General features: G+C 67.6%; 15 protein-coding genes. 6 read left to right on the top strand and 9 right to left on the bottom strand.

Going from position 1 to position 20,055, the window contains the following annotated elements:
* The first annotated feature begins 5 nt into the window (after positions 1-5).
* Positions 6-2,228, top strand: coding sequence for an ATP-binding protein (locus tag K6753_RS06520; protein ID WP_223675486.1), 2,223 nt, complete (start codon positions 6-8; stop codon positions 2,226-2,228).
* 72 nt (positions 2,229-2,300) lie between these two features.
* On the opposite strand, the gene K6753_RS06515 is transcribed toward K6753_RS06520, so the two are convergent.
* Entirely contained in the window at positions 2,301-3,170 is an 870-nt protein-coding gene (locus tag K6753_RS06515) for a crotonase/enoyl-CoA hydratase family protein (RefSeq protein ID WP_223675484.1), read from the bottom strand.
* 166 nt (positions 3,171-3,336) lie between these two features.
* Positions 3,337-5,001 carry a long-chain fatty acid--CoA ligase gene (locus K6753_RS06510; RefSeq protein WP_223675483.1) on the bottom strand — a complete coding sequence of 555 codons (1,665 nt, stop codon included), beginning with the start codon at positions 4,999-5,001 and terminating at the stop codon, positions 3,337-3,339.
* Between the two features lie 196 nt (positions 5,002-5,197).
* Between K6753_RS06510 and K6753_RS06505 the strand changes: the two genes are divergently transcribed.
* Positions 5,198-5,662, top strand: coding sequence for a nuclear transport factor 2 family protein (locus K6753_RS06505; RefSeq protein WP_223675481.1), 465 nt, complete (start codon positions 5,198-5,200; stop codon positions 5,660-5,662).
* Positions 5,663-5,959: 297 nt separating this feature from the next.
* Here K6753_RS06505 and K6753_RS06500 read toward each other — a convergent pair whose 3' ends face one another.
* Together K6753_RS06500 and K6753_RS06495 are read right to left on the bottom strand one after the other, a co-directional pair.
* A complete protein-coding gene (locus tag K6753_RS06500; protein ID WP_223675479.1) occupies positions 5,960-6,412 on the bottom strand; it encodes a c-type cytochrome in 453 nt (150 codons plus the stop codon).
* An 11-nt stretch (positions 6,413-6,423) separates the two neighbouring features.
* The gene (locus K6753_RS06495; protein WP_223675724.1) at positions 6,424-6,798 is read right to left on the bottom strand and encodes a c-type cytochrome; all 375 of its coding nucleotides are present in this window, start codon (positions 6,796-6,798) and stop codon (positions 6,424-6,426) included.
* Positions 6,799-7,212: 414 nt separating this feature from the next.
* Here K6753_RS06495 and K6753_RS06490 point away from each other — a divergent pair, with 414 nt between their 5' ends.
* The 3 genes from K6753_RS06490 (at position 7,213) to K6753_RS06480 (ending at position 15,005) form a co-directional block, all read left to right on the top strand.
* On the top strand, positions 7,213-8,367 hold the full coding sequence (locus tag K6753_RS06490; protein ID WP_223675478.1) for an efflux RND transporter periplasmic adaptor subunit: 1,155 nt from the start codon (positions 7,213-7,215) through the stop codon (positions 8,365-8,367).
* 72 nt (positions 8,368-8,439) lie between these two features.
* A complete protein-coding gene (locus K6753_RS06485; protein WP_223675723.1) occupies positions 8,440-11,913 on the top strand; it encodes an efflux RND transporter permease subunit in 3,474 nt (1,157 codons plus the stop codon).
* A complete protein-coding gene (locus tag K6753_RS06480; protein ID WP_223675476.1) occupies positions 11,910-15,005 on the top strand; it encodes an efflux RND transporter permease subunit in 3,096 nt (1,031 codons plus the stop codon). Before K6753_RS06485 ends, K6753_RS06480 begins: the two co-directional genes overlap by 4 nt.
* A 154-nt stretch (positions 15,006-15,159) precedes the next feature.
* Here the strand turns inward: K6753_RS06480 and K6753_RS06475 are convergent, their stop codons facing one another.
* The 5 genes from K6753_RS06475 to ykgO form a co-directional block, all read right to left on the bottom strand.
* The gene (locus tag K6753_RS06475; RefSeq protein ID WP_223675474.1) at positions 15,160-16,407 is read right to left on the bottom strand and encodes a TraB/GumN family protein; all 1,248 of its coding nucleotides are present in this window, start codon (positions 16,405-16,407) and stop codon (positions 15,160-15,162) included.
* A 36-nt stretch (positions 16,408-16,443) separates the two neighbouring features.
* Entirely contained in the window at positions 16,444-17,328 is an 885-nt protein-coding gene (locus tag K6753_RS06470) for a carbon-nitrogen hydrolase (RefSeq protein WP_223675472.1), read from the bottom strand.
* Between the two features lie 113 nt (positions 17,329-17,441).
* On the bottom strand, positions 17,442-18,497 hold the full coding sequence (locus K6753_RS06465; protein WP_223675470.1) for an agmatine deiminase family protein: 1,056 nt from the start codon (positions 18,495-18,497) through the stop codon (positions 17,442-17,444).
* Between the two features lie 52 nt (positions 18,498-18,549).
* The gene (locus tag K6753_RS06460) at positions 18,550-18,879 is read right to left on the bottom strand and encodes a hypothetical protein (RefSeq protein ID WP_223675468.1); all 330 of its coding nucleotides are present in this window, start codon (positions 18,877-18,879) and stop codon (positions 18,550-18,552) included.
* Between the two features lie 180 nt (positions 18,880-19,059).
* Positions 19,060-19,185: a type B 50S ribosomal protein L36 gene (gene ykgO / locus K6753_RS06455; RefSeq protein ID WP_010342887.1), complete on the bottom strand. Its 126-nt coding sequence runs from the start codon at positions 19,183-19,185 to the stop codon at positions 19,060-19,062.
* A gap of 155 nt (positions 19,186-19,340) precedes the next feature.
* On the opposite strand from ykgO, the gene cmk reads away from it, so the two are divergent.
* On the top strand, positions 19,341-20,051 hold the full coding sequence (gene cmk / locus K6753_RS06450; protein WP_223675467.1) for a (d)CMP kinase: 711 nt from the start codon (positions 19,341-19,343) through the stop codon (positions 20,049-20,051).
* Positions 20,052-20,055 lie beyond the last annotated feature (4 nt).

Raw genomic sequence — 20,055 nt, 5'->3', positions numbered from 1 at the left:
GCCGCATGAAACGTCACCTGTCCTGGCTCAAGACCCGGCTGTCGCAACGCGGCGACAGCGAGCACGGACAGGCAACCATCCGCCTGATCGTGCTGGCGGTGGTGCTGGTGTACATGCTGGTGCGCGGCGCCGGCGGCACGCTGGACCGCGATGCCTACGCCGATGTCCTGGCGATGGTCGCCACGGGCTTCACGGTGGGAGGCGTGTTGCTGGCGTGGATCATTGCGCGCCCCGGCAAGTCGCACCTGCGCCGCGGGATCGGCATGGTCGCCGACTATGGCCTGATGGCGCTGGCCATGATCCGCATCGGCGAGCCGCTGGCCTGGGTGTACGTGATCCTGATGTGGGTGACGGTCGGCAACGGCCTGCGGTTCGGCAACCGCTACCTCGTGATTGCCGTGGCGGCCGCGTTCGCCAGCTTCGGCAGTGTCATCACCTTCAATACCTACTGGCACGACAACCGCGTCCTGGCCGTCGGCCTGCTGCTGGGCCTGGTGGCGATCCCGTCCTATCTGTCCGGCCTGCTGCGCGCCCTGACCCGTGCCACGGACGAAGCCCGGCGTGCCAATGAGGCCAAGAGCCGTTTTCTGGCCAACATGAGCCACGAGTTCCGCACGCCGCTCAACGGCCTGGCTGGGATGTCGGAGTTGCTGGCCACCACGCGCCTGGACGCCGAGCAGCGCGAGTGCCTGAGCACAATCCAGGCCTCAACCCGCAGCCTGCTGGCGCTGGTCGAGGACGTCCTGGACATCTCCGCGATCGAGGCCGGCAAACTCAGGCTCAACGTGGTGGAGTTCGACCCTCGCGAGCTGGTCGACAACATTGGCCTGATTTTGCAGCCGCAAGCCCGCGCCAAGCAATTGCGCTACGAGCAGAACGTGGCGCACGACGTGCCGGCGATCTTGCGCGGCGACGTCGGGCACCTGCGCCAGGTGCTGCTCAACCTGGCGGGCAACGCAGTGAAGTTCACCGATGAGGGATCGGTCCGGCTGGACGTCGGTGTCGTGGACACGTCACCGGATCGAATGCGCCTGCGCTTCACCGTGACCGACACAGGCGTGGGTGTGCCCGTAGCGGCGCAGCATCGCCTGTTCGAAGCTTTTGAGCAGGCCGACGTCAGCCTGGCCCGTCGGCACGGTGGTACCGGTCTGGGTACGACGATCGCCAAGGGGCTGGCCGAAGCGATGGGCGGCAGTATCGGGTTTGAAAGCACCGAGAACCGAGGCAGCCGGTTCTGGGTGGAGTTGCCATTCGATCGGGCCATTGAGCCGGTCCGGCTGGCGATTTCCAGCGAGGTGCTCGATACGTCGCCGCGGGTCGAGTCGACGGCAAAAACAGGGCTCGACAGCCCCGAAAACGTCATTGCGTTCTCGGACCCGTTCCTGCGCCACCGCGCGCGCGTACGCAGCCTGCACGTACTGGTCGCGGACGACCATGCGGCCAATCGAATGGTGGTGCAGCGCCTGTTGCAGAAGGCCGGCCATCGTGTGACATGCGTGGAGGGCGGCGAGGAAGTGCTCGACGCGCTGGAGCTGTCGGACTACGACGCGGTCATCGTCGACCTGCACATGCCGGGCCTGAGTGGCCTGGACATGCTCCGGCAGTTGCGCATTCTGGAAGCCGGCGGCGGCCGCCGGACCCCAGTGGTCGTGCTCAGCGCGGACGTGACGCCGGCCTCCATCCTGGCCTGCGAGCAGGCCGGTGCGCGGGCATTCCTGGCCAAGCCGGTGTCCACCCCACGGCTTCTGGACACGTTGGCCGAGATCGCATCCAACAGCCGGATCGACGCAGGCGTACCCATGGTGACCGGGGCGCGCGACGAAGGCCGGGGCACAAAGGTTTCCATTGATGGCGTCTTTGACCCGGGTGTGCTGGACGAGTTGGAATCCCTGGGCATGGGTGCGGCGTTCGAGCGTGAGTTCACCAGCCAATGCCTGCGCGACGCCGAAGCATGTGTGGTCGCGTTTGCCGATGCGGCGGGAGCCGCGCAACACGACAAGGCGCGGGAGCACGCGCACGCGCTCAAGGGCGTCGCGAGCAACCTGGGCCTGATCAAGCTCGCGGCGGTCAGCGGCGAGTTGATGCAATTGCCGGACTGGCAACTGGCGAAGGAGTGGCAGGCGCGGCTGGCGCAACTGCGCGAGCGGCTGGCACAGGGAAGGTCGGCGCTCGAAGCCCGTGATCGCGCGCGTGGCGCGAGCGGCAGCGGCGAGCGCTCTCCGTCCTGAGATCCCCTTGGAGTCCCCATCGAAGCGGCGGACGTCCGGATGGCATTCGCGTCCGTGCGGCTGCGATCCGCTTCAGCCGACGTGTGTTCCCGTGCGACGCTCCTGCGCCCGGACGATCCGGTCCATGGTACGCAGCGACTTTTCGCCCAGCGCCAATGCGGTGTCGACCCAGACTTCGGTGATGCCCATCAGTTCGTCGTAGCCGACGGGGTGGGCAATACCGCGCACGGCATTGAGCGCCAGGTACGCGTGTGGCGTGCGCTGCTGCTGGCGGATGATCTCGTTGACCGCCGCGGTGCCTTCGCCCTTCGGCACGAGCACGTCGACCACTCCGAGCCGGAACAGCTCGTCGCTGGTGTAGATCCGGCCTTCCAGGATGATCTTCTCGGCCATCTGCGGCGTCACGCGCTTGCAGAGGAACGAGTAAGCACCCATGCCCGGGAACAGGCCGAACAGCACCTCCGGCAACCCCATGTCTACGCCTTCCTCGGCCACGATGGTGTGGCACGACAGCGCCAGCTCGAGACCGCCACCCAGTGCATCGCCCTGCACCAGCGCGATCGTGCGGACGTCGCCGCCCAGCCCGGTATGGAAATGGTGTACGCCGTCGACACAGCGGCGGGCGTAGTCGAGCAGGCGCTCGCGGTTGTTCTCGCGGATCAGGCGCGAGAACAGGGCGAGGTCACCGCCCAGGTTGAACGCGCTGGCATCTGAAGCCAACACGACGTGGCGCAGGCGGCCGGCCTGGCGCTGGGCATCGCGCAGGGTGATCGAGGAGAGGTAACTCCACATGTCGTCCATGAGCTCGGTTCGGAAACACGGCCGGGTTCCATGTCCGGCGTCGGCATGCATGTAAAGCCAGTGGGCGTCGCCCTGCGGGTCGGATTCGACGCGCAGGGTGGGGTAGGAACGGGCGCGGTGGAGTTTCTCGATCTGGCTCATGGTGCGGTCCTCGGGGATGGCCGTCCGCAGGCATGGTGGGCGCGGGCGGCTGGGTGAAGCCCACGCGGCGATGCTACACCCGGGCATGAACCGTGCATGAAAAAGATACGCGCAAACAAAAGGCCCCTCATGGAGGGGCCTTCTTCGGCGGCAAGGAGCGAGGGAACTAGTCGCGCAGCTCGCGCCGCAGGATCTTGCCGACGTTGGTCTTGGGCAGCTCGGTGCGGAACTCCACGACGCGCGGCTGCTTGTAGCCGGTCAGGTTGGCGCGGGCATGAGTCTTGACCTGCTCCTCGGTCAACGAAGGATCCTTCTTGACGATCACCACCTTGACCGCCTCGCCAGACTTGTCGTCCGCTACGCCCACGGCCGCGACTTCGAGCACGCCCGGCATCATCGCGATGACGTCCTCGACCTCGTTCGGGTACACGTTGAAGCCCGACACCAAGATCATGTCCTTCTTGCGATCGACGATGTAGAAGAAGCCCTTCTCGTCCATCCGGGCCATGTCGCCGGTGTGCAGCCAGCCTTCGCTGTCCATGACCTGCGCGGTTTCCTCGGGACGGTTCCAATAGCCCTTCATCACCTGCGGGCCCTTGATGCACAGCTCGCCGACTTCCCCGGTCGGCACCAGGTTGCCGTCCTCGTCCTTGATGCAGGCATCGGTGGACGGGATCGGCAGGCCGATCGCGCCGTTGTAGTCGGCCAGGTCCATCGGGTTGATGCACGCGGCCGGCGAGGTTTCCGTCAGGCCGTAGGCCTCCACCAGCGTCGTGCCGGTGAGCTTCTTCCAGCGGTCTGCGACGGAGCGCTGCACCGCCATGCCGCCACCCAGGGTGAGGTGCAGGCGGGAGAAGTCGACCTCCTCGAAGCCCGGCGTGTTGAGCAGGCCGTTGAACAGCGTATTGACGCCCGTGATCGCGGTGAACGGGACCTTCTTGAGCTCCTTGACGAACCCGGGCATGTCGCGCGGGTTGGTGATCATGTGGTTGAGGCCGCCGAACTTCATGAAGACCAGGCCGTTCGCCGTCAACGCGAAGATGTGGTACAGCGGCAGCGCGGTGATGATGACTTCCTCGCCCATGCGCACGTTGGTGCCGATCCATGCAGCGGCCTGCTGCATGTTGGCCACCAGGTTGCGGTGGGTCAGCATCGCGCCCTTGGAAACGCCCGTGGTGCCGCCGGTGTACTGCAGGAAGGCGATGTCGCCCGACTGGATGTCGATGGGCTGCAGGGTGTGCTTGCCGCCCAGGTCCAGCGCGTCCTTGAAACGGATCGCGCCGGCGATGCGGTAGTCCGGCACCATCTTCTTGACGTGCTTGAGCACGAAATTGACGATCGCGCCCTTGGGGAACCCCAGCATGTCGCCGAGGCCCGTGGTGATCACCTGCTTGACCTGCGTGTCGGCCAGGACCTCCTGGACGACCGAGCCGAAGTTGTCGAGCACCAGGATCGCGCTGGCACCCGAGTCGGCCAGCTGGTGGCGCAACTCGCGCGCGGTGTACATCGGGTTGGTGTTCACCACCGTCAGCCCGGCGCGCAGGATGCCGAAGGTGGCGATCGGGTACTGCAGGCAGTTGGGCATCATGATCGCGACGCGATCGCCCTTCTTGAGCTTCAGCTCACCCAGCAGGTAGGCGGCGAACCGGGCGCTGAGTTCGTCGATCTCGCCGTAGGTCAGCGTCCGGCCCAGGTTGGAGAAGGCGGGGCGGTCGCGGTAGTTGGCAATGGCGTTGTCGAGCACCGAAACGATGGACGGGTATTCGTCCACGTCGATCTGCGACGGTACTCCGGCCGGGTACTGGGCCAGCCACGGACGGTCATTGCTCATTGCGATCCCCTTGGATGTTTTTCCGGTGCAAGCCGGAGTCTGTTTCGATAGCGGCCGGCCAGTGCCGACGCGGCGGCCCCGGATTCGCCTGCGTACGGAGCCGTTCGATTGGAGCATAGGCTCTAGGGGCTGGCAAGGCGCGCCAGTGCGCGTCCGTGGCAGCATTACGCGCTAACCGAATTGGGGGACGACAACGATGGAATCGGTGAAGCGGAGGGATGTGCGGGGGGTGCGCCAGGCGTGGCTCGCGTGGGCCCTCCTGCTGGGCACGCTGCTGTTGGGTTCGTGTAATCGCACACCCCCCGAGCAGCGTCTGCGCGAGGCGATGGCGGGCATGCAGGCGGCCATCGAACAACGCGATGCCGCGGCATTGACCGACCATCTGGCCGAGGACTTCGTCGGTCCCGAAGGCATGGACCGGGACGGGGCACGGCGCATGGCCATTGTGATGTTGCGCCGCCATCGCAATGTCGGCGTCACGCTGGGCCCGCCGGACATCGAACTCCAGGATGGCCACGCCACCGTCCGATTCTCCGCCGTCCTGACGGGCAGCTCGGGTGTGTTGCCCGAGTCGGTTCGCGTGCAGGATGTGACCACCGGTTGGCGCGATGAAGGCGGAACATGGCGCCTGACGAGCGCGGACTGGGAGCGGCGCCTTTGAGCCCGCTTTGATCTAGCGGGCCGAGAGGCTCGGGCCGATAAGGAATGGACCATCCCGTCATCCCGGCGAAGGCCGGGATCCATCCTGGTCCGACGGCGCGTAGTCACGCATGCGCATGTGCAACGGCCCAGAAACGTGCGTTTGCAGGAATGCTATGCAAGTCACCTCCAGAGCTGCCGCACTGTCGTGTGACCAGCCTCCACTCAGGGGGCAGTCGGACGCGCCGTACTAAGCGACGCAAAAAAAAGCCCGCTTCGAAGCGGGCTTCTCCTGTCACGCCGGCACGTTTCGCCGACCTCAGTTGTGCACGCCCTCGAGCGTGGTCAGCTGTGCGTCGCGCGAACCGAAATACACCGCAAGGTCGGAGATCTGCTGATCGGTGAGGCCGGCGGCCTGGCTCGACATCAGCGCGTGCTCGCGCTGGCCGTCGCGGTACTGCTCCAGCGCATGGGCGAGGTAGTCGTAGTACTGGCCGCCCAGCTTGGGGTAGGTCGCGTCGATCGGGGCGTTGCCGTCGGCGCCATGGCAGTCGATGCAGGACTGGCCGGTGGCCGCGCCCTTGGTGTTGGCAAGTTGCTCGCCGGCGGCGATGTTGCCCGCTGGCAGTCCGGCGGACGAGGAGGTCGGCGCGGCGGCGGCTTCGCCTTCGGGCGGGGTCTCGGGCGAGGAGCAGGCGGACAGGGCGAGGGTCGCGGCCAGCACGATCATCGCGGCGCCCGTGGTGGTGCGGGGGGTCGTCTTGGACGTCATGGTCGGCTCGCTTACTTCAGGTTCGAAAGGAACGCGGCGATGTCGGCGATGTCCTGCTCCGAAAAGCTCTGCGCCTGCGCCTGCATGGTCGGGTGGTTGCGCGTGCCGTCCTTGTAACCGGTCAGCGCGTTGCGCAGGTACTGCGCCGACTGGCCGCCGATCTTGGGCACGTGGAAGTTCGGGTAGGCGTTCTTGTAGCCGTCGATGCCGTGGCAGCCCTGGCAGGTGTAGGTCAGCATCCGGCCGTTCTCGGCGTTGCCGGCAGCAGGCGCCGGATCGGCGGCGGGCTGGGCGGCCGGGGCAGCGGCGGGGGCGGTGTCCTGGGCCATCGCGATGGGGGCAATGGCACCCAGGGCGAGGCAGGCGGCGATCGTGAGCGGTCGCATCATGTCGTTGTCCGCAATCTCTTTGGCTAGCGAAGGATAATGGCTGGCTGCGCGTTGGGGCACGGCGGTGTGCCGCTGCGCACAAGTCGCCCAGTATAGCCCGCACGGTCACTGCAACGAAGCGCCCCGGTTCCGCATCACCAGTGTTGCGGGCTGCCGCGCCGGTCCGGACCACGCGAATGCCATCGTGCGCGGGTCGGGTCGCGGCAGAGGCAGCCAGCCGCCGGGGGCGATGACGGCAGTCACCATGACCTTCGGCGGATGCCGGCCGCGTTACCGGTGATATACCTTCATACAACACCGACATACGCCTGTCCGCAGGCCTGTTCATGCAGCCCGCCGGCACGGCCGGGCGCGGAGCAGGGCCGGCGTCCAGGCCACCCAACAACGACACTTCCAAATCGGGGCCCCACCATGCGTCACTCCATCCTGTTCCGCGGCCGACTCATCCTGGTTCGCGCCCTCGTCGTCGCGCTGGCCGGCGCGTTCGCCCTGTCTGCCTGCAAGGGCGGCGAAGGGGCCGCCGACGCCAAGACCACCGAGGAAACGCCGGCCGAGGAGGCGGTGCCGGTGGAGGTTGCCGCCGCCTCGTTGCGTGCGGTGGCTGCCAGTTACACGGGCACTGCACCGTTGGAGGCGCTGGGCGAGTCCCAGGTGGTGGCCAAGACCTCCGGTGTCGCGCTGCAGGTAATGGTGGAGGAGGGCGATGTCGTCCGCGCCGGCCAGACCCTGGTCAGGCTGGATGCCGACCGCGCACGCCTGCAGGCCGCACAGACCGCCGCGCAGGTCGCCAAGCTCCAGAACAACTACCAGCGCTCCAGCCAACTGGCCGAGCAGCAGTTGCTCAGCGCCAACGACAACGACCAGATCAAGTACGACCTGGCCAACGCGCGCGCGGCCAACCGCCTGGCCAACCTGGAGGTCTCCTACGCGTCCGTTACCGCGCCGATCTCCGGCGTGGTGGCCTCGCGGTCTATCAAGACCGGCAACTTCGTGCAGATCAACACGCCGATCTTCCGGATCGTGGACACCTCGCAGCTGGAGGCCGTGCTCAACGTGCCCGAGCGCGAACTCGCGACGCTCAAAGCCGGCCTGCCGGTTGAACTGACGGTGGACTCGCTGCCGGGCCAGACCTTCACCGGTCGTGTCGATCGCGTGGCGCCGGTGGTCGATGCCGGCAGCGGCACGTTCCGCGTGATCTGCGCGTTCGAAGGCGGCGGCCTGCTGCAGCCGGGCATGTTCGGCCGCATCAGCATCGCCTACGACCAGCGCGCCAACGCACTGACGGTGCCGCGCATCGCGCTGCTGGACGGCGAGGGCGACCCGGCGGTGTTCGTGGTGCGCGAGAGCAAGGCCGTGCGCGTGCCGGTCAAGCTCGGCTACGTGGACGGGCAGTGGGTCGAAGTACGCGAAGGCCTGAAGACCGGCGACCAGGTGGTGGTGGCGGGCAAGGCCGCGCTGCGCGAAGGCAGCCTGGTGCAGGTGGTCGGCCAGCCCAAGGCCACGCAGGTGGCCGCGGCGAAGCCGGCCGCTGCCAAAGCCGAAGACAACGACGACAACCAGCAGTAATCCCGAGGACGACACGTGAGCGATTCCACGCACACCCCGCCGCCGCACGGGAAGGACGGGTTCGACCCCGCACTGCACCCGCCTGCACCGCCGTTCAACCTGGTCGAGTTCTCCACGCGTCGCCGCGTCACCGTGGCGATGTTCACCATCAGCTTCCTGCTGTTCGGACTGATCGCGCTCGGCAACCTCAAGGTCAACCTGCTGCCCGACCTCAGCTACCCGACCCTGACGGTCCGTACCGAATACACGGGCGCGGCGCCGGCGGAGATCGAGACGCTGATCAGCGAGCCGGTGGAAGAAGCCGTCGGCGTGGTGAAGGGCCTGCGCAAGCTCAAGTCGGTGTCGCGCACCGGGCAGAGCGACGTGGTGCTCGAGTTCGCCTGGGGCACCGACATGGACCAGGCCACGCTCGACGTGCGCGACAAGATGGAGTCGCTCAACCTGCCGCTGGAAGCCGCACCGCCGGTGCTGCTGCGCTTCAATCCGTCGACCGAGCCGATCCTGCGCATCGCGCTGGCGGCCAAGGGCACGGCGGACGCCGGTGAAGGCGAGGTGGTGCGACAGCTGACCGAGCTGCGCCGCTACGCCGACGACGACCTCAAGAAGAAGCTCGAGCCGGTCGAAGGCGTGGCCGCGGTCAAGGTCGGCGGTGGCCTCGAGGACGAGATCCAGGTCGACATCGACCAGCAGCGCCTGGCGCAGCTCAACCTGCCGATCGATACCGTCATCCAGCGCCTGGGCCAGGAGAACGTCAACGTCTCCGGCGGCCGGCTGGAAGAGGGCTCGCAGCGTTACCTCGTGCGCACGGTGAACCAGTTCGCCAGCGTCGAGGAAATGCGCGACATGCTGGTCACCACGCAGGGCCCGGATGGCGGTGCGGCGCAGAGCGCGGCCGAGCAGATGGCCCGTGTCGCGGCCGCGACCGGTTCGGCCGATGCGATGGCTGCCGCCGCCTCCGTGCAGAGCACGTCGTCCGGCGGCAATGCCGTGGCCGGCGGCATGCCGATCCGCCTGCGCGACGTCGCCGACGTGCGCCAGGGCTACAAGGAGCGCGAAGCCATCATCCGCCTGGGCGGTCGCGAAGCGGTCGAGCTGGCGATCTACAAGGAAGGTGACGCCAATACCGTTGCCACCGCCGATGCCATCGAGGCGCGCCTGGCGCAGATCCGCGAGCAGGTGCCCGATGACATCGAGCTGACCGTCATCGACGACCAGTCGCAGTTCATCCGCCACGCCATCAGCGACGTCAAGAAGGACGCGGTGATCGGCGGCATGCTGGCGATCCTGATCATCTTCCTGTTCCTGCGCGACGGCTGGAGCACGTTCGTGATCTCGCTGTCGCTGCCGGTTTCGATCATCACCACGTTCTTCTTCATGGGCCAGCTGGGCCTGAGCCTCAACGTCATGTCGCTGGGCGGCCTGGCGTTGGCGACCGGCCTGGTGGTGGACGACTCGATCGTGGTGCTGGAGTCCATCGCCAAGGCGCGCGAGCGCGGGTTGGGCGTGCTGGAAGCAGCCATCGTCGGCACCCGCGAGGTCAGCATGGCGGTCGTGGCGTCGACCCTGACGACGATTGCCGTGTTCCTGCCGCTGGTTTTCGTGGAAGGCATCGCCGGCGAGCTGTTCCGCGACCAGGCATTGACCGTCGCCATCGCGATTGCCATCTCGCTGGTCGTGTCGATGACACTGATCCCGATGCTCAGCGCGCTGAAGGGCCGACCGCCGATGGCGTTCCCCGAGGAGCCCGCGCATCCGCGTTGGGAGCCGCGTTCCAAGCTGCAGAAGCCGCTGGCACTGGCCGGCCGTGGTGCGGGTGCGGGCGTGCGTGGCGTGTTCTTCGGCATCGCCTGGGCGATCGTCCGGGCGTGGCGTGGCCTGGTGGCCGTCGTCAGCCCGGTCATGCGCAAGGCCAGCGACGTCGCGATGGCGCCGTACGGCCGGGCCGAGCGCGGTTACCTCAAGCTGCTGCCCGCCGCGATGGCGCGTCCGATGCTGGTACTTGGCACGGCCGCCGGCGCATTCGTGCTGGCCATCCTGATGGTGCCGCTGCTGGGCACGGACCTGATCCCGCAACTGGCGCAGGACCGGTTCGAAATGACGGTCAAGCTGCCGCCGGGCACGCCGCTGAGCGATACCGATGCGGTGGTGCGCGACCTGCAGCGCGAACATGCCGAAGAGCCGGGCGTGCATGCGCTGTACGGCGTCAGCGGTGCCGGTACGCGGCTGGATGCCAACCCCACCGAGAGCGGCGAGAACATCGGCAAGCTCACGGTAGTGATGGCCGACGGCGGCAGCGAGGAGGTCGAAGCCGCGGTGACCGAGCGCCTGCGTGCCAGCATGGCCGACCAGGCCGGTGCACAGGTCGACTTCAGCCGCCCGCAGCTGTTCTCGTTCTCCACCCCGCTGGAGATTGAACTGCGCGGCGAGGACCTGGAGTCGCTCGAGCGCGCCGGCCAGCAGATGGCGGCGATGCTGCGGGACAACCCGCACTACGCCGACGTCAGCTCCACGGTGGAGCAGGGCTTCCCGGAGATCCAGATCCGCTTCGACCAGGACCGTGCCGCGTCGCTCGGCCTCACCACGCGCCAGATCGCCGATGCGGTGGTCAAGAAAGTGCGCGGCGAAGTGGCCACCCGCTACAGCTTCCGCGATCGCAAGATCGACGTGCTGGTGCGTGCGCAGGAGGGCGACCGCGCGTCGGTGGAGGACATCCGCCAGCTGATCGTCAACCCGGGCAGCGCGCGATCGGTGCGCCTGTCGTCGGTCGCCGACGTGGTCGCCACCACCGGCCCGAGCGAGATCCACCGCGCCGACCAGACGCGCGTGGCGATCGTTTCGGCCAACCTGCGCGACATCGACCTGGGTGCCGCGGTGCAGGAGGTCGAACAGATGGTGGCCGCCAATCCGCTCACCGACGTGCAGATGCACATCGGCGGCCAGGGCGAGGAGCTGGCGCAGTCGCTGAACTCGCTGCTGTTCGCGTTCGGGCTGGCGATCTTCCTGGTCTACCTGGTGATGGCTTCGCAGTTCGAATCGCTGCTGCACCCGTTCGTGATCCTCTTCACCATCCCGCTGGCGATGGTGGGCGCGGTGCTGGCGCTGCTGGTGACCGGCAACACGATCTCGGTGGTGGTGTTCATCGGCCTGATCCTGCTGGTGGGCCTGGTCACCAAGAACGCGATCATCCTGATCGACAAGGTCAACCAGCTGCGCGAGGCCGGCGTGGCCAAGCGCGAGGCGCTGGTGGAGGGCGCACGCTCGCGCCTGCGGCCGATCATCATGACCACGCTGTGCACGCTGTTCGGCTTCCTTCCGCTGGCGATTGCCATGGGCGAGGGCGCAGAAGTCCGCTCGCCGATGGCGATCACCGTGATCGGCGGCCTGCTGGTGTCGACACTGCTCACGCTGGTCGTGATCCCCGTGGTCTACGACCTGCTGGACCGCCGCGCGGACGAGCACTACCTGGCCCGTGCGCGCCGCGCCAAGCTGCAGGACGCGCCTCCGGCTGATTCCGGGTCCGCTTCCATTGGAGACCAGCCTGCATGAGCATCGCCGAGCTCAGCCTGAGGCGTCCGGTCACGACGGTGATGCTGTTCGTGTCGATGTTCGTGGTCGGCCTGATCGCGGCCATCCGGTTGCCGCTGGAAGCCCTGCCGGACGTGTCGGCGCCATTCCTGTTCGTGCAGATGCCGTACGCCGGCTCGACGCCGGAAGAGGTCGAGCGTGAGATCCTGCGTCCAACCGAGGAAGCGCTGGCGACCATGCCCGGCATCAAGCGCATGGAAGGGCGCGCGCGATCGGACGGCGCCAGCCTGCCGATCGAGTTCTCGGATTGGGACAAGGACATCGCGATCACCGCCTCGGAGGCGCGTGAGCGCATCGACGCGATCCGCGACGAATTGCCCGAGGACTTCCAGCGGTACTTCGTCTTCAAGTTCTCCACCAGCGATGAAGCCGTCCTGCGCGTCCGCCTGGCGGCCGATACCGACCTGACCGGTGCCTACGACCTGATCGACCGCACCATGAAGCGCCGCATCGACCGCATCCCGGGCGTTGCGCGCGTGGAAATCAGCGGCGCGCCGCCGAACGAAGTCGAGATCGCCATCGACCCAGAGCGGCTGTCGGCGCACAACCTGGTGCTCAACGACCTGACGCAGCGCCTGCAAGCGGTCAACTTCTCGGTGTCGGCCGGACAGATCAATGACGCCGGACGCCGCCTTCGCGTCCAGCCGGTCGGTGAACTGGAAAACCTCGAGCAACTGCGCGACCTCGTGATCGCCGACAGCGGCCTGCGCCTTGGGGACATTGCCGAGGTGCGGCTCAAGCCCGCGCGCATGGACTACGGACGCCGCCTGGATGGACGTGCCGCCGTGGGCCTGGACATCTTCAAGGAGCGCAATGCCAACCTGGTGGAAGTGTCCAATGCCGTCATGGCCGAGGTCGCCGAAATCCAGCAGGACCCGGAGCTGCGCGGGATCGACTTCAAGGTGATCCAGAACCAGGGCGAGGAAGTCACCTCGTCGTTGCTGGAGCTGGCCGAGGCGGGCGGAATCGGCCTGCTGCTGTCGATCGCGGTGCTGTTCTTCTTCCTGCGCCACTGGCCATCGACATTGATGGTGACGCTGGCGATCCCGATCTGTTTCGTGATGACGCTGGGCTTCATGTACTTCGCCGGCGTCACGCTCAACATCCTGTCGCTGATGGGCCTTCTGCTGGCCGTCGGCATGCTGGTGGACAACGCCGTCGTGGTGGTGGAGAGCATCTACCAGGAACGCGAGCGCATGCCCGACCAACCGGTGCAGGCGTCGATCATCGGCACCCGCAACGTTGCGATCGCGCTGTCGGCCGGCACCTTGTGCCACTGCATCGTGTTCGTGCCGAACCTGCTGGGCGAGACCAACAACATCAGCATCTTCATGTCGCAGATCGCGATCACCATCTCGGTGTCGCTGCTGGCGTCGTGGCTGGTGGCCGTCAGCCTGATCCCGATGCTGTCGGCGCGTATGAAGACGCCCCCGGCCGTGGCCGCCCAGGGCGGCGTGATCCGGCGCCTGCAGTCCCGCTACGCCGGCTTCCTGCGCTGGACGCTGGAGCACCGCGGTTGGAGCGTGATCGGCATCGTGCTGATCGTCGCATTGAGCCTGGTGCCGATGACGCAGACCAAGTTCGACATGTTCGGCGGTGGCGGCGGCAACGAGGCCTACCTGTTCTACCAGTGGAAGGGCAGCTACACGAAGGAGCAGATGTCCGACGAGGTGCTTCGGGTCGAGGACTTCCTGGACGAGAACCGCGAGCGGTTTGGCATCACCCAGGTGTACTCGTACTTCAGCGAGCAGGGCGATGCGGGCACGATGATCACCTTCGACGAAGACGTGGGCGACACGAAGCCGTTGACCGACGAGATCAGCAAGGAACTGCCCAAGTCGGCGCGGACCGAACTGGGCTTCCGCGGCGACGGCGACCAGGGCGGTGGCCCGGGCCAACTGGTGCAGGTGCAGCTGGTGGGCGATTCGACGCAGGTCCTCACCGATCTCGCCGACGACATCGTGCCGATCCTCTCGCGCCGATCCGAACTGCGCGACGTGCGCGTCGACGCCGGCGACCAGAACACCGAGCTCAACGTCCGTGTCGACCGCGAGCGAGCGGCCTCGTTCGGCTTCACCTCGCAGCAGGTCGCAACCTTCGTCGGACTGGCTCTGCGCGGTGCGCAGCTGCGCGAGTTCAACCGCGGCGACACCGAGGTGCCGGTGTGGGTGCGCTTCTCCGGTGCCGACGACTACGGTATCGAGGACATCGGCGGGTTCATGGTGCGCTCGCCCGATGGCCGGACCGTGCCGCTGTTGGCAATGGTGGACCTGGACGTAGCGCCGTCCGCCACCCAGATCAGCCGGACCAACCGCCAGACCACGCTGACCATCCAGGCCAACCTCAACGGCGAGACCACCGTCCCCGACGCACGCAAGGCGATGGAGGAAGCGCTGGGTGCGGTTTCGTTCCCGGCCGGCTATGGGTACAGCTTCGACGGCAGCGCGTTCCAGAACGACGAGGAAGCCAGCCAGCAGATGATGTTCAACCTGCTGATTGCGTTGGTGATGATCTACGTGGTGATGGCCGCGGTGTTCGAGTCGCTGCTTTTCCCGTCGGCGATCATGAGCTGCGTGCTGTTCTCGGTGTTCGGCGTGTTCTGGCTGTTCTGGCTGACCGGCACTACTTTCTCGGTGATGGCCTTCATCGGCATCCTGGTGCTGATGGGCGTGGTGGTGAACAACGGCATCGTGATGGTGGAGCACATCAACAACCTGCGCCGCCGTGGCCTGTCGCGCACCGACGCGCTGGTTGAAGGCAGCCGCGAACGCCTGCGCCCCATCATGATGACGATGGGCACGGCGATCCTGGCGATGGTGCCGATCTCCTTCAGCGACACGGTGCTGCTGGGTGGCCTGACGTACTCGCCGATGGCGCGCGCGGTGGCCGGTGGCCTGGCGTTCTCCACGGTGGTCAGCCTGCTGTTCCTGCCGACCATCTACGCCATCCTCGACGACCTCAGCAACGGCACGTCGCGCGTCATCCGTCGCGCACGTGCCCGGCGCGGGCGTGCCCCCGCCGAAGGCGCCGTGGTCGCCATGAGCCCGGAGTAATAGAGGACCTGCAGGAGCGGCCTCAGCCGCGATCGCCGGTGCACGCGTAGGAGCCACGTGAGTCGCGACCCGAACCTTCGATGCAGCGACATTCGCGACTCACGTCGCTCCTGCAGTGCAAGTCACGCAAGGCGGGCACCAGCCCGCCGGCACCTCAGCCGAACAGCGTGCCCAGCATCCGCAGGCCGCCGGTCCACACGCCGATGGCGGTGCCCAGGCTGGTCAGGAAGAAGTTCAGCAGCACGCGCGAAACGCGGTTGCGCCACCAGCCCTTCACCGTCTGCACGTCATCGCGCAGTGCCATGAAGTCGGCGTAGGTGGGCTTGCGCAGCCAAGCTTCGGTCAGCGCACTCAACGTACCCGACGCCAGCGCCGGGTGGAGCGGGGTGATTGGCGATGCCAGGAAGGCCACCAGGATGCTCAACGGGTGGCCGCCGGCGATGGCACAACCGATCGCGCCCAGGACGCCGGTGGTCAGTGCCCATTGCAGCAGCAGGTCCGCGCCCACGTCGACGCCGCCCTGCCAGAAGCCCCAGGCAAAGCCGCCGAGCACGAAGGCCGCCAGGAACAGGGTGAACCACGGCACGTTGCTCTTTGGTGGCAACGCTTCGAGCGACTCGCGCTCGACCGTCGCCCCAACGGTGTCTTCGCGCAGGTGGCGGGCGAGGCCCTGCAGGTGGCCGGCACCCACGACGGCCAGGACCTCCGTGCCCGCGGCAAGCGGCTCGCCGCCGATGCCTTCGCCGACTTCGCGCAGGCGCGCGGCCATGTAGCGGTCACGCTCGGCGATGACGCTCTCGTACAGCGCCGGGCTGTCGCTGGCGAACTCGCTGAAGCTGGCTTCCAGGATGTCGCCCTGCTTGAGCTTCTCGATTTCGTCGTCGCCCACGGACTCCTCCGCCAGCAGCGACGCCAGCAGCCCGCCCATCAGCTTGGCGCGGCCCCAGAAGCCCAGGCGCGCCGACGCACGCCGGAAGGTCAGGCCGACATCGCGGTCGACCAGGTGTACCGGCAGGTCGCGGTGGCGCGCCTCCAGCACGGCTCGCTTGAGCTCGGCGCCGGGCTCGATGCCCAACTGCTCGGCCAGGCGGCGCTGGTAGGCCGACAGGGCGAGGTTGGCGGCGAACATCGCGGTGCGCTCGCTACGGATGACCTCGACCAGGTCCAACCGCGCCAGCGTGTCGGGGTCGGTCAGCGCCTTGAGCCGGTTCTCGTCCAGTTCCACTGCGACCACGTCGAACCCGCCGCCGGCGATGGCATCACGCACCGCCTCCACACTGGCGCGCGACACGTGCGCGGTGCCGAGCAGGGTGTAGCGCACGCCATCGCGTTCGACCACCTCGTGGGGCTGGGCGCGCCAGTCGGCGGGCAGGGTGGCTTCGGGGGCAACGGCGTCGGTCATGGGCGGTGTTCGATTGGGGTGTCGAGGCGCAACGGATCAGTCGCGGTAGCGGCGCAGCAGGTCGCCGTAGGCATCGATGCGGCGGTCGCGCAGGAACGGCCAGATGCGGCGGACGTGCTCGCTGCGCTGCAGGTCGACCTCGGCCATCAGGATCTGCGGCTCGCCGCCGGCTTCGGCCAGGAACTCGCCCTGCGGGCCCAGCACGTGGCTGCTGCCCCAGAAATCGATGCCCGACGTGCCCATGGGCGAGGTCTCGTGGCCGACGCGGTTGCACGACAGCACCGGCAGCCCGTTGGCCACGGCGTGTCCGCGATGGCTGAGGATCCACGCGTCGCGCTGGCGCGACTTCTCGTCCTGGGCGTCGTCCGGGTCCCAGCCGATGGCGGTGGGGTAGAGCAGCAGTTCGGCGCCGGCCAGCGCCATCAGGCGCGCGCCTTCCGGATACCACTGGTCCCAGCACACCAGCACGCCCAGGCGGCCCACCGACGTATCGATCGGCTCGAAACCCAGGTCGCCCGGGGTGAAGTAGAACTTCTCGTAGAAGCCCGGGTCGTCGGGGATGTGCATCTTGCGGTATTTGCCGGCGATCGAGCCGTCGGCTTCGAACACCACCGCGGTGTTGTGGTACAGGCCGGCCGCGCGGCGCTCGAACAGCGAGCTGACCAGCACCACGCCGTGCGCCTTGGCCAGCTTCGACAGGCGCTCGGTGCTGGGCCCGGGGATCGGTTCGGCCAGGTCGAACTCGTTGACCGACTCGTGCTGGCAGAAGTAGGCGCCGTTGTGCAGCTCCTGCAGCAGCACCAGGCGCGCGCCGCGACGCGCGGCTTCGGCCACGCGCTCTTCGATCACCGAGAGGTTGGCGTCGGCATCGCCGTGGTTGCGCTCCTGGATAAGCGCGACGGGCAGGGTGGTCTTGATCATGGCGTTGTGGAACCGGTTGGAGACAGAAGGGCGCCGTGGGGCGCCGGCTCAACATTTGGGTGGCGCGGGGCCCGTAAAAGATGTAGCGCCGGCAGGCCTTTGCATCGTACGCGTCAGGTCAAGGTACCCACCGCGCCTGCGGGCAGTTGCATCGTGACGCAGTGCAGGCTGCCGTTCTGCCAGATCAGCGGACGGCATGGCACCTGGACGATCTCGCGCCCGGGGAAGGCCTGCGACAGCACGTCGGCTGCCGCCTGGTCGACGCGCCGGCCAGCATCGTCCTGCCCGTAGGCGGGCATCAGCACGGCGCCATTGACGATCAGGAAATTGGCGTAGCTTGCTGCCAGCCGGCGCCCGTTATCGATGACCGGCGGCGCCCACGGCAGTTCGAACAGGCGGTACGGCGCACCGTCCGTCGTGCGCAGGGCGGCCAGCTCGCGGCCCATGGCCTGCAACTCGGCGTAATGCGAGTCCGACGGGTCGTCGCAGCCCTGATAGACGATGGCATCCACCGCGGCGAACCGCGCCAACGTATCGACGTGGGCGTCGGTGTCGTCGCCCTCCAGGTAGCCGTGGTCGAGCCACAGCACGCGGTCCTGCTGCAGCCACTCGGCCAGGCGTGCGGTGAGTTCCTCGCGGCTCGCATCGGGGTGACGCTCGTGCAGGCACTGCCACGTGGTCAGCAGCGTGCCGCGGCCGTCCGTGTCGATGGCACCGCCTTCCAGCGCGAAGTCGATGGTGCTGCGTTCGGCATCGCCGAACACACCGTCCGCATGCAGGTGCTCGACCAGCCGATCATCCTGGCTGGCCTCGAACTTGCCGCCCCAGCCCGTGAAGCGGAAATCCAGCAAACGGTGGCCGCCGGCGCCATCGAGGGTGATAGGACCCGAATCGCGCAACCACGTGTCGTCATAAGGCACGTCGATGAAATGCACGCGCTCCATGTCGATCCGTGCGGAGGCCAGGCGCGCGCGGGCATAGGCCTGCACGTCGTCATCAGACACGCAGACGATTGCCGGCTGGAAGCGCGTGATGGCCTCTACCAGTGCGATGTAGGTCTCCTCGACCTGTTCGAGGCGGTCGGCCCAGTCGGTGCCGGCGTGCGGCCACGCGATCAGGACCGCGGATTGGGGCTCCCACTCCGCGGGGAATCGGTAGGTATTGGTCATGGGGGTACTGGTAGGCGGCCGCCCCGGCGGGGCGGCAGGGTGGGTCGATCGCTCAGCGGATCGCCGGCTTCGGTCCGACTTCGGTGGGGTCGGCCTTGTTGAGCACGGCGTCGATCACCCGGTTCTGCTCGAAGTAGACGGTGAACTGGGGATAGACCCAGCGGTGGATGGTCGGCCATTGGCTCTTCTGGCCGCCGCGCGGGTCCATGCGGTCGGCGGGCGCGCCGTGTCGGGCCTCGACTTCGGCCATGCTCAGCCCGCGGGTGGGCAGGGCTACGGCGTTCTCGTCCTGGACGCGCTCGATCAGCAGCGTCTCGGCGGATGCCGACAGCGGCAGCGCGAGCAGCGCAGCGCAGAGAAGGGCGGTGATGCGATGGTTCATGGTGTCGGCCTCGTCGTCGGCGCCATTCGCGCGGGGGTCGATTCTAATCACACCGGCCGGGCCCCGATGTGGCCTGCGGCCCGGAGCGGATGCGATGCGGCCCCAGCCGTCGCCAAAAACAGAAAAGCCGCCTTCCGGCGGCCTTTCGTGCGATGCCCGGCGGTACCGGGCCCCGGTGACTCAGCGCTGGCGCGCCTTGAAACGCGGGTTCGACTTGCAGATCACGAAGACCTTGCCACGGCGGCGAACGACCTTGCAGTCGCGGTGACGGGCCTTCGCCGACTTCAGGGAGGACAGGACCTTCATGACAGACCTCGGCAACGGATAGGAGAAATCAAGCCCGCGAGTATAGCGGGGCAATGATTGGCGAATCAAGCGCTTGGGCGATTTATTTCGCCGGGGCCTCGGCGCATCGCCCCCGCGGGGCGTCCGCCGTGGCGCGACGCATTCATAATAGCGGGATGACGAACGCCCCCCCGAACCACTCCGCTGCCGCCCCCTCGGCCGCCCCCGTGCTCACCATCGATGGCCCGTCCGGCTCCGGCAAGGGCACCATCAGCCGCCTCGTCGCCCGGGAGCTGGGCTGGCATTACCTCGACTCAGGCGCGCTGTACCGGGCGATTGGCGTCGCGGCAGGGTGGGGTGACATCGACCTGGCCGACCCATCGTCGCTGGTGCGCTGCGCGTTCGACACCGACATCACATTCCGTGAAGAGGGCGATGAGCTGCTGGTGCTGATCAATGGTACCGACGCCACCGCCGAGTTGCGCACGGAAACGGCGGGAGCCGCGGCCTCCGCCATCGCCGCCATCCCGGAAGTCCGGTCGGCGCTCAAGGACCGCCAGCGTGCCTTCCGGCAGCCGCCGGGGCTGGTGGCCGACGGACGGGACATGGGCACGGTGATCTTCCCGGACGCCGCCCACAAGGTCTTTCTCACCGCCAGCGCCGAGGAAAGGGCCGAAAGGCGCTATAAGCAGTTGAAAGACAAGGGGGTTCCGGTTACATTGGCGGGTCTGCTACGGGAGATCCTAGCCCGTGACGCCCGCGATGCCAATCGCGCGGTGGCCCCGCTGAAGGCTGCGCACGACGCGGTCTGCATCGATACCACCGGCATCGGCATCGACGAAGTGGTCCGGCGCGTCCTTGCGACGGTGCAGGGCAAGGCGCCGTAGCAGA

The sequence above is a fragment of the Novilysobacter selenitireducens genome (assembly GCF_020026895.1).
In the GTDB taxonomy this organism is placed as follows: domain Bacteria; phylum Pseudomonadota; class Gammaproteobacteria; order Xanthomonadales; family Xanthomonadaceae; genus Lysobacter_C; species Lysobacter_C selenitireducens.
Note: the sequence above shows the minus strand (reverse complement) of the source record. Positions and strands in the feature narration are given on the sequence as shown.

Coding starts and splice junctions, on each gene's coding strand:
- K6753_RS06520 (WP_223675486.1), top strand. CDS start 6: ATGAAACGTCACCTGTCCTGGCTCAAGACCCGGCTGTCGCAACGCGGC.
- K6753_RS06515 (WP_223675484.1), bottom strand. CDS start 3,170: ATGAGCCAGATCGAGAAACTCCACCGCGCCCGTTCCTACCCCACCCTG.
- K6753_RS06510 (WP_223675483.1), bottom strand. CDS start 5,001: ATGAGCAATGACCGTCCGTGGCTGGCCCAGTACCCGGCCGGAGTACCG.
- K6753_RS06505 (WP_223675481.1), top strand. CDS start 5,198: ATGGAATCGGTGAAGCGGAGGGATGTGCGGGGGGTGCGCCAGGCGTGG.
- K6753_RS06500 (WP_223675479.1), bottom strand. CDS start 6,412: ATGACGTCCAAGACGACCCCCCGCACCACCACGGGCGCCGCGATGATC.
- K6753_RS06495 (WP_223675724.1), bottom strand. CDS start 6,798: ATGCGACCGCTCACGATCGCCGCCTGCCTCGCCCTGGGTGCCATTGCC.
- K6753_RS06490 (WP_223675478.1), top strand. CDS start 7,213: ATGCGTCACTCCATCCTGTTCCGCGGCCGACTCATCCTGGTTCGCGCC.
- K6753_RS06480 (WP_223675476.1), top strand. CDS start 11,910: ATGAGCATCGCCGAGCTCAGCCTGAGGCGTCCGGTCACGACGGTGATG.
- K6753_RS06475 (WP_223675474.1), bottom strand. CDS start 16,407: ATGACCGACGCCGTTGCCCCCGAAGCCACCCTGCCCGCCGACTGGCGC.
- K6753_RS06470 (WP_223675472.1), bottom strand. CDS start 17,328: ATGATCAAGACCACCCTGCCCGTCGCGCTTATCCAGGAGCGCAACCAC.
- K6753_RS06465 (WP_223675470.1), bottom strand. CDS start 18,497: ATGACCAATACCTACCGATTCCCCGCGGAGTGGGAGCCCCAATCCGCG.
- K6753_RS06460 (WP_223675468.1), bottom strand. CDS start 18,879: ATGAACCATCGCATCACCGCCCTTCTCTGCGCTGCGCTGCTCGCGCTG.
- ykgO (WP_010342887.1), bottom strand. CDS start 19,185: ATGAAGGTCCTGTCCTCCCTGAAGTCGGCGAAGGCCCGTCACCGCGAC.
- cmk (WP_223675467.1), top strand. CDS start 19,341: ATGACGAACGCCCCCCCGAACCACTCCGCTGCCGCCCCCTCGGCCGCC.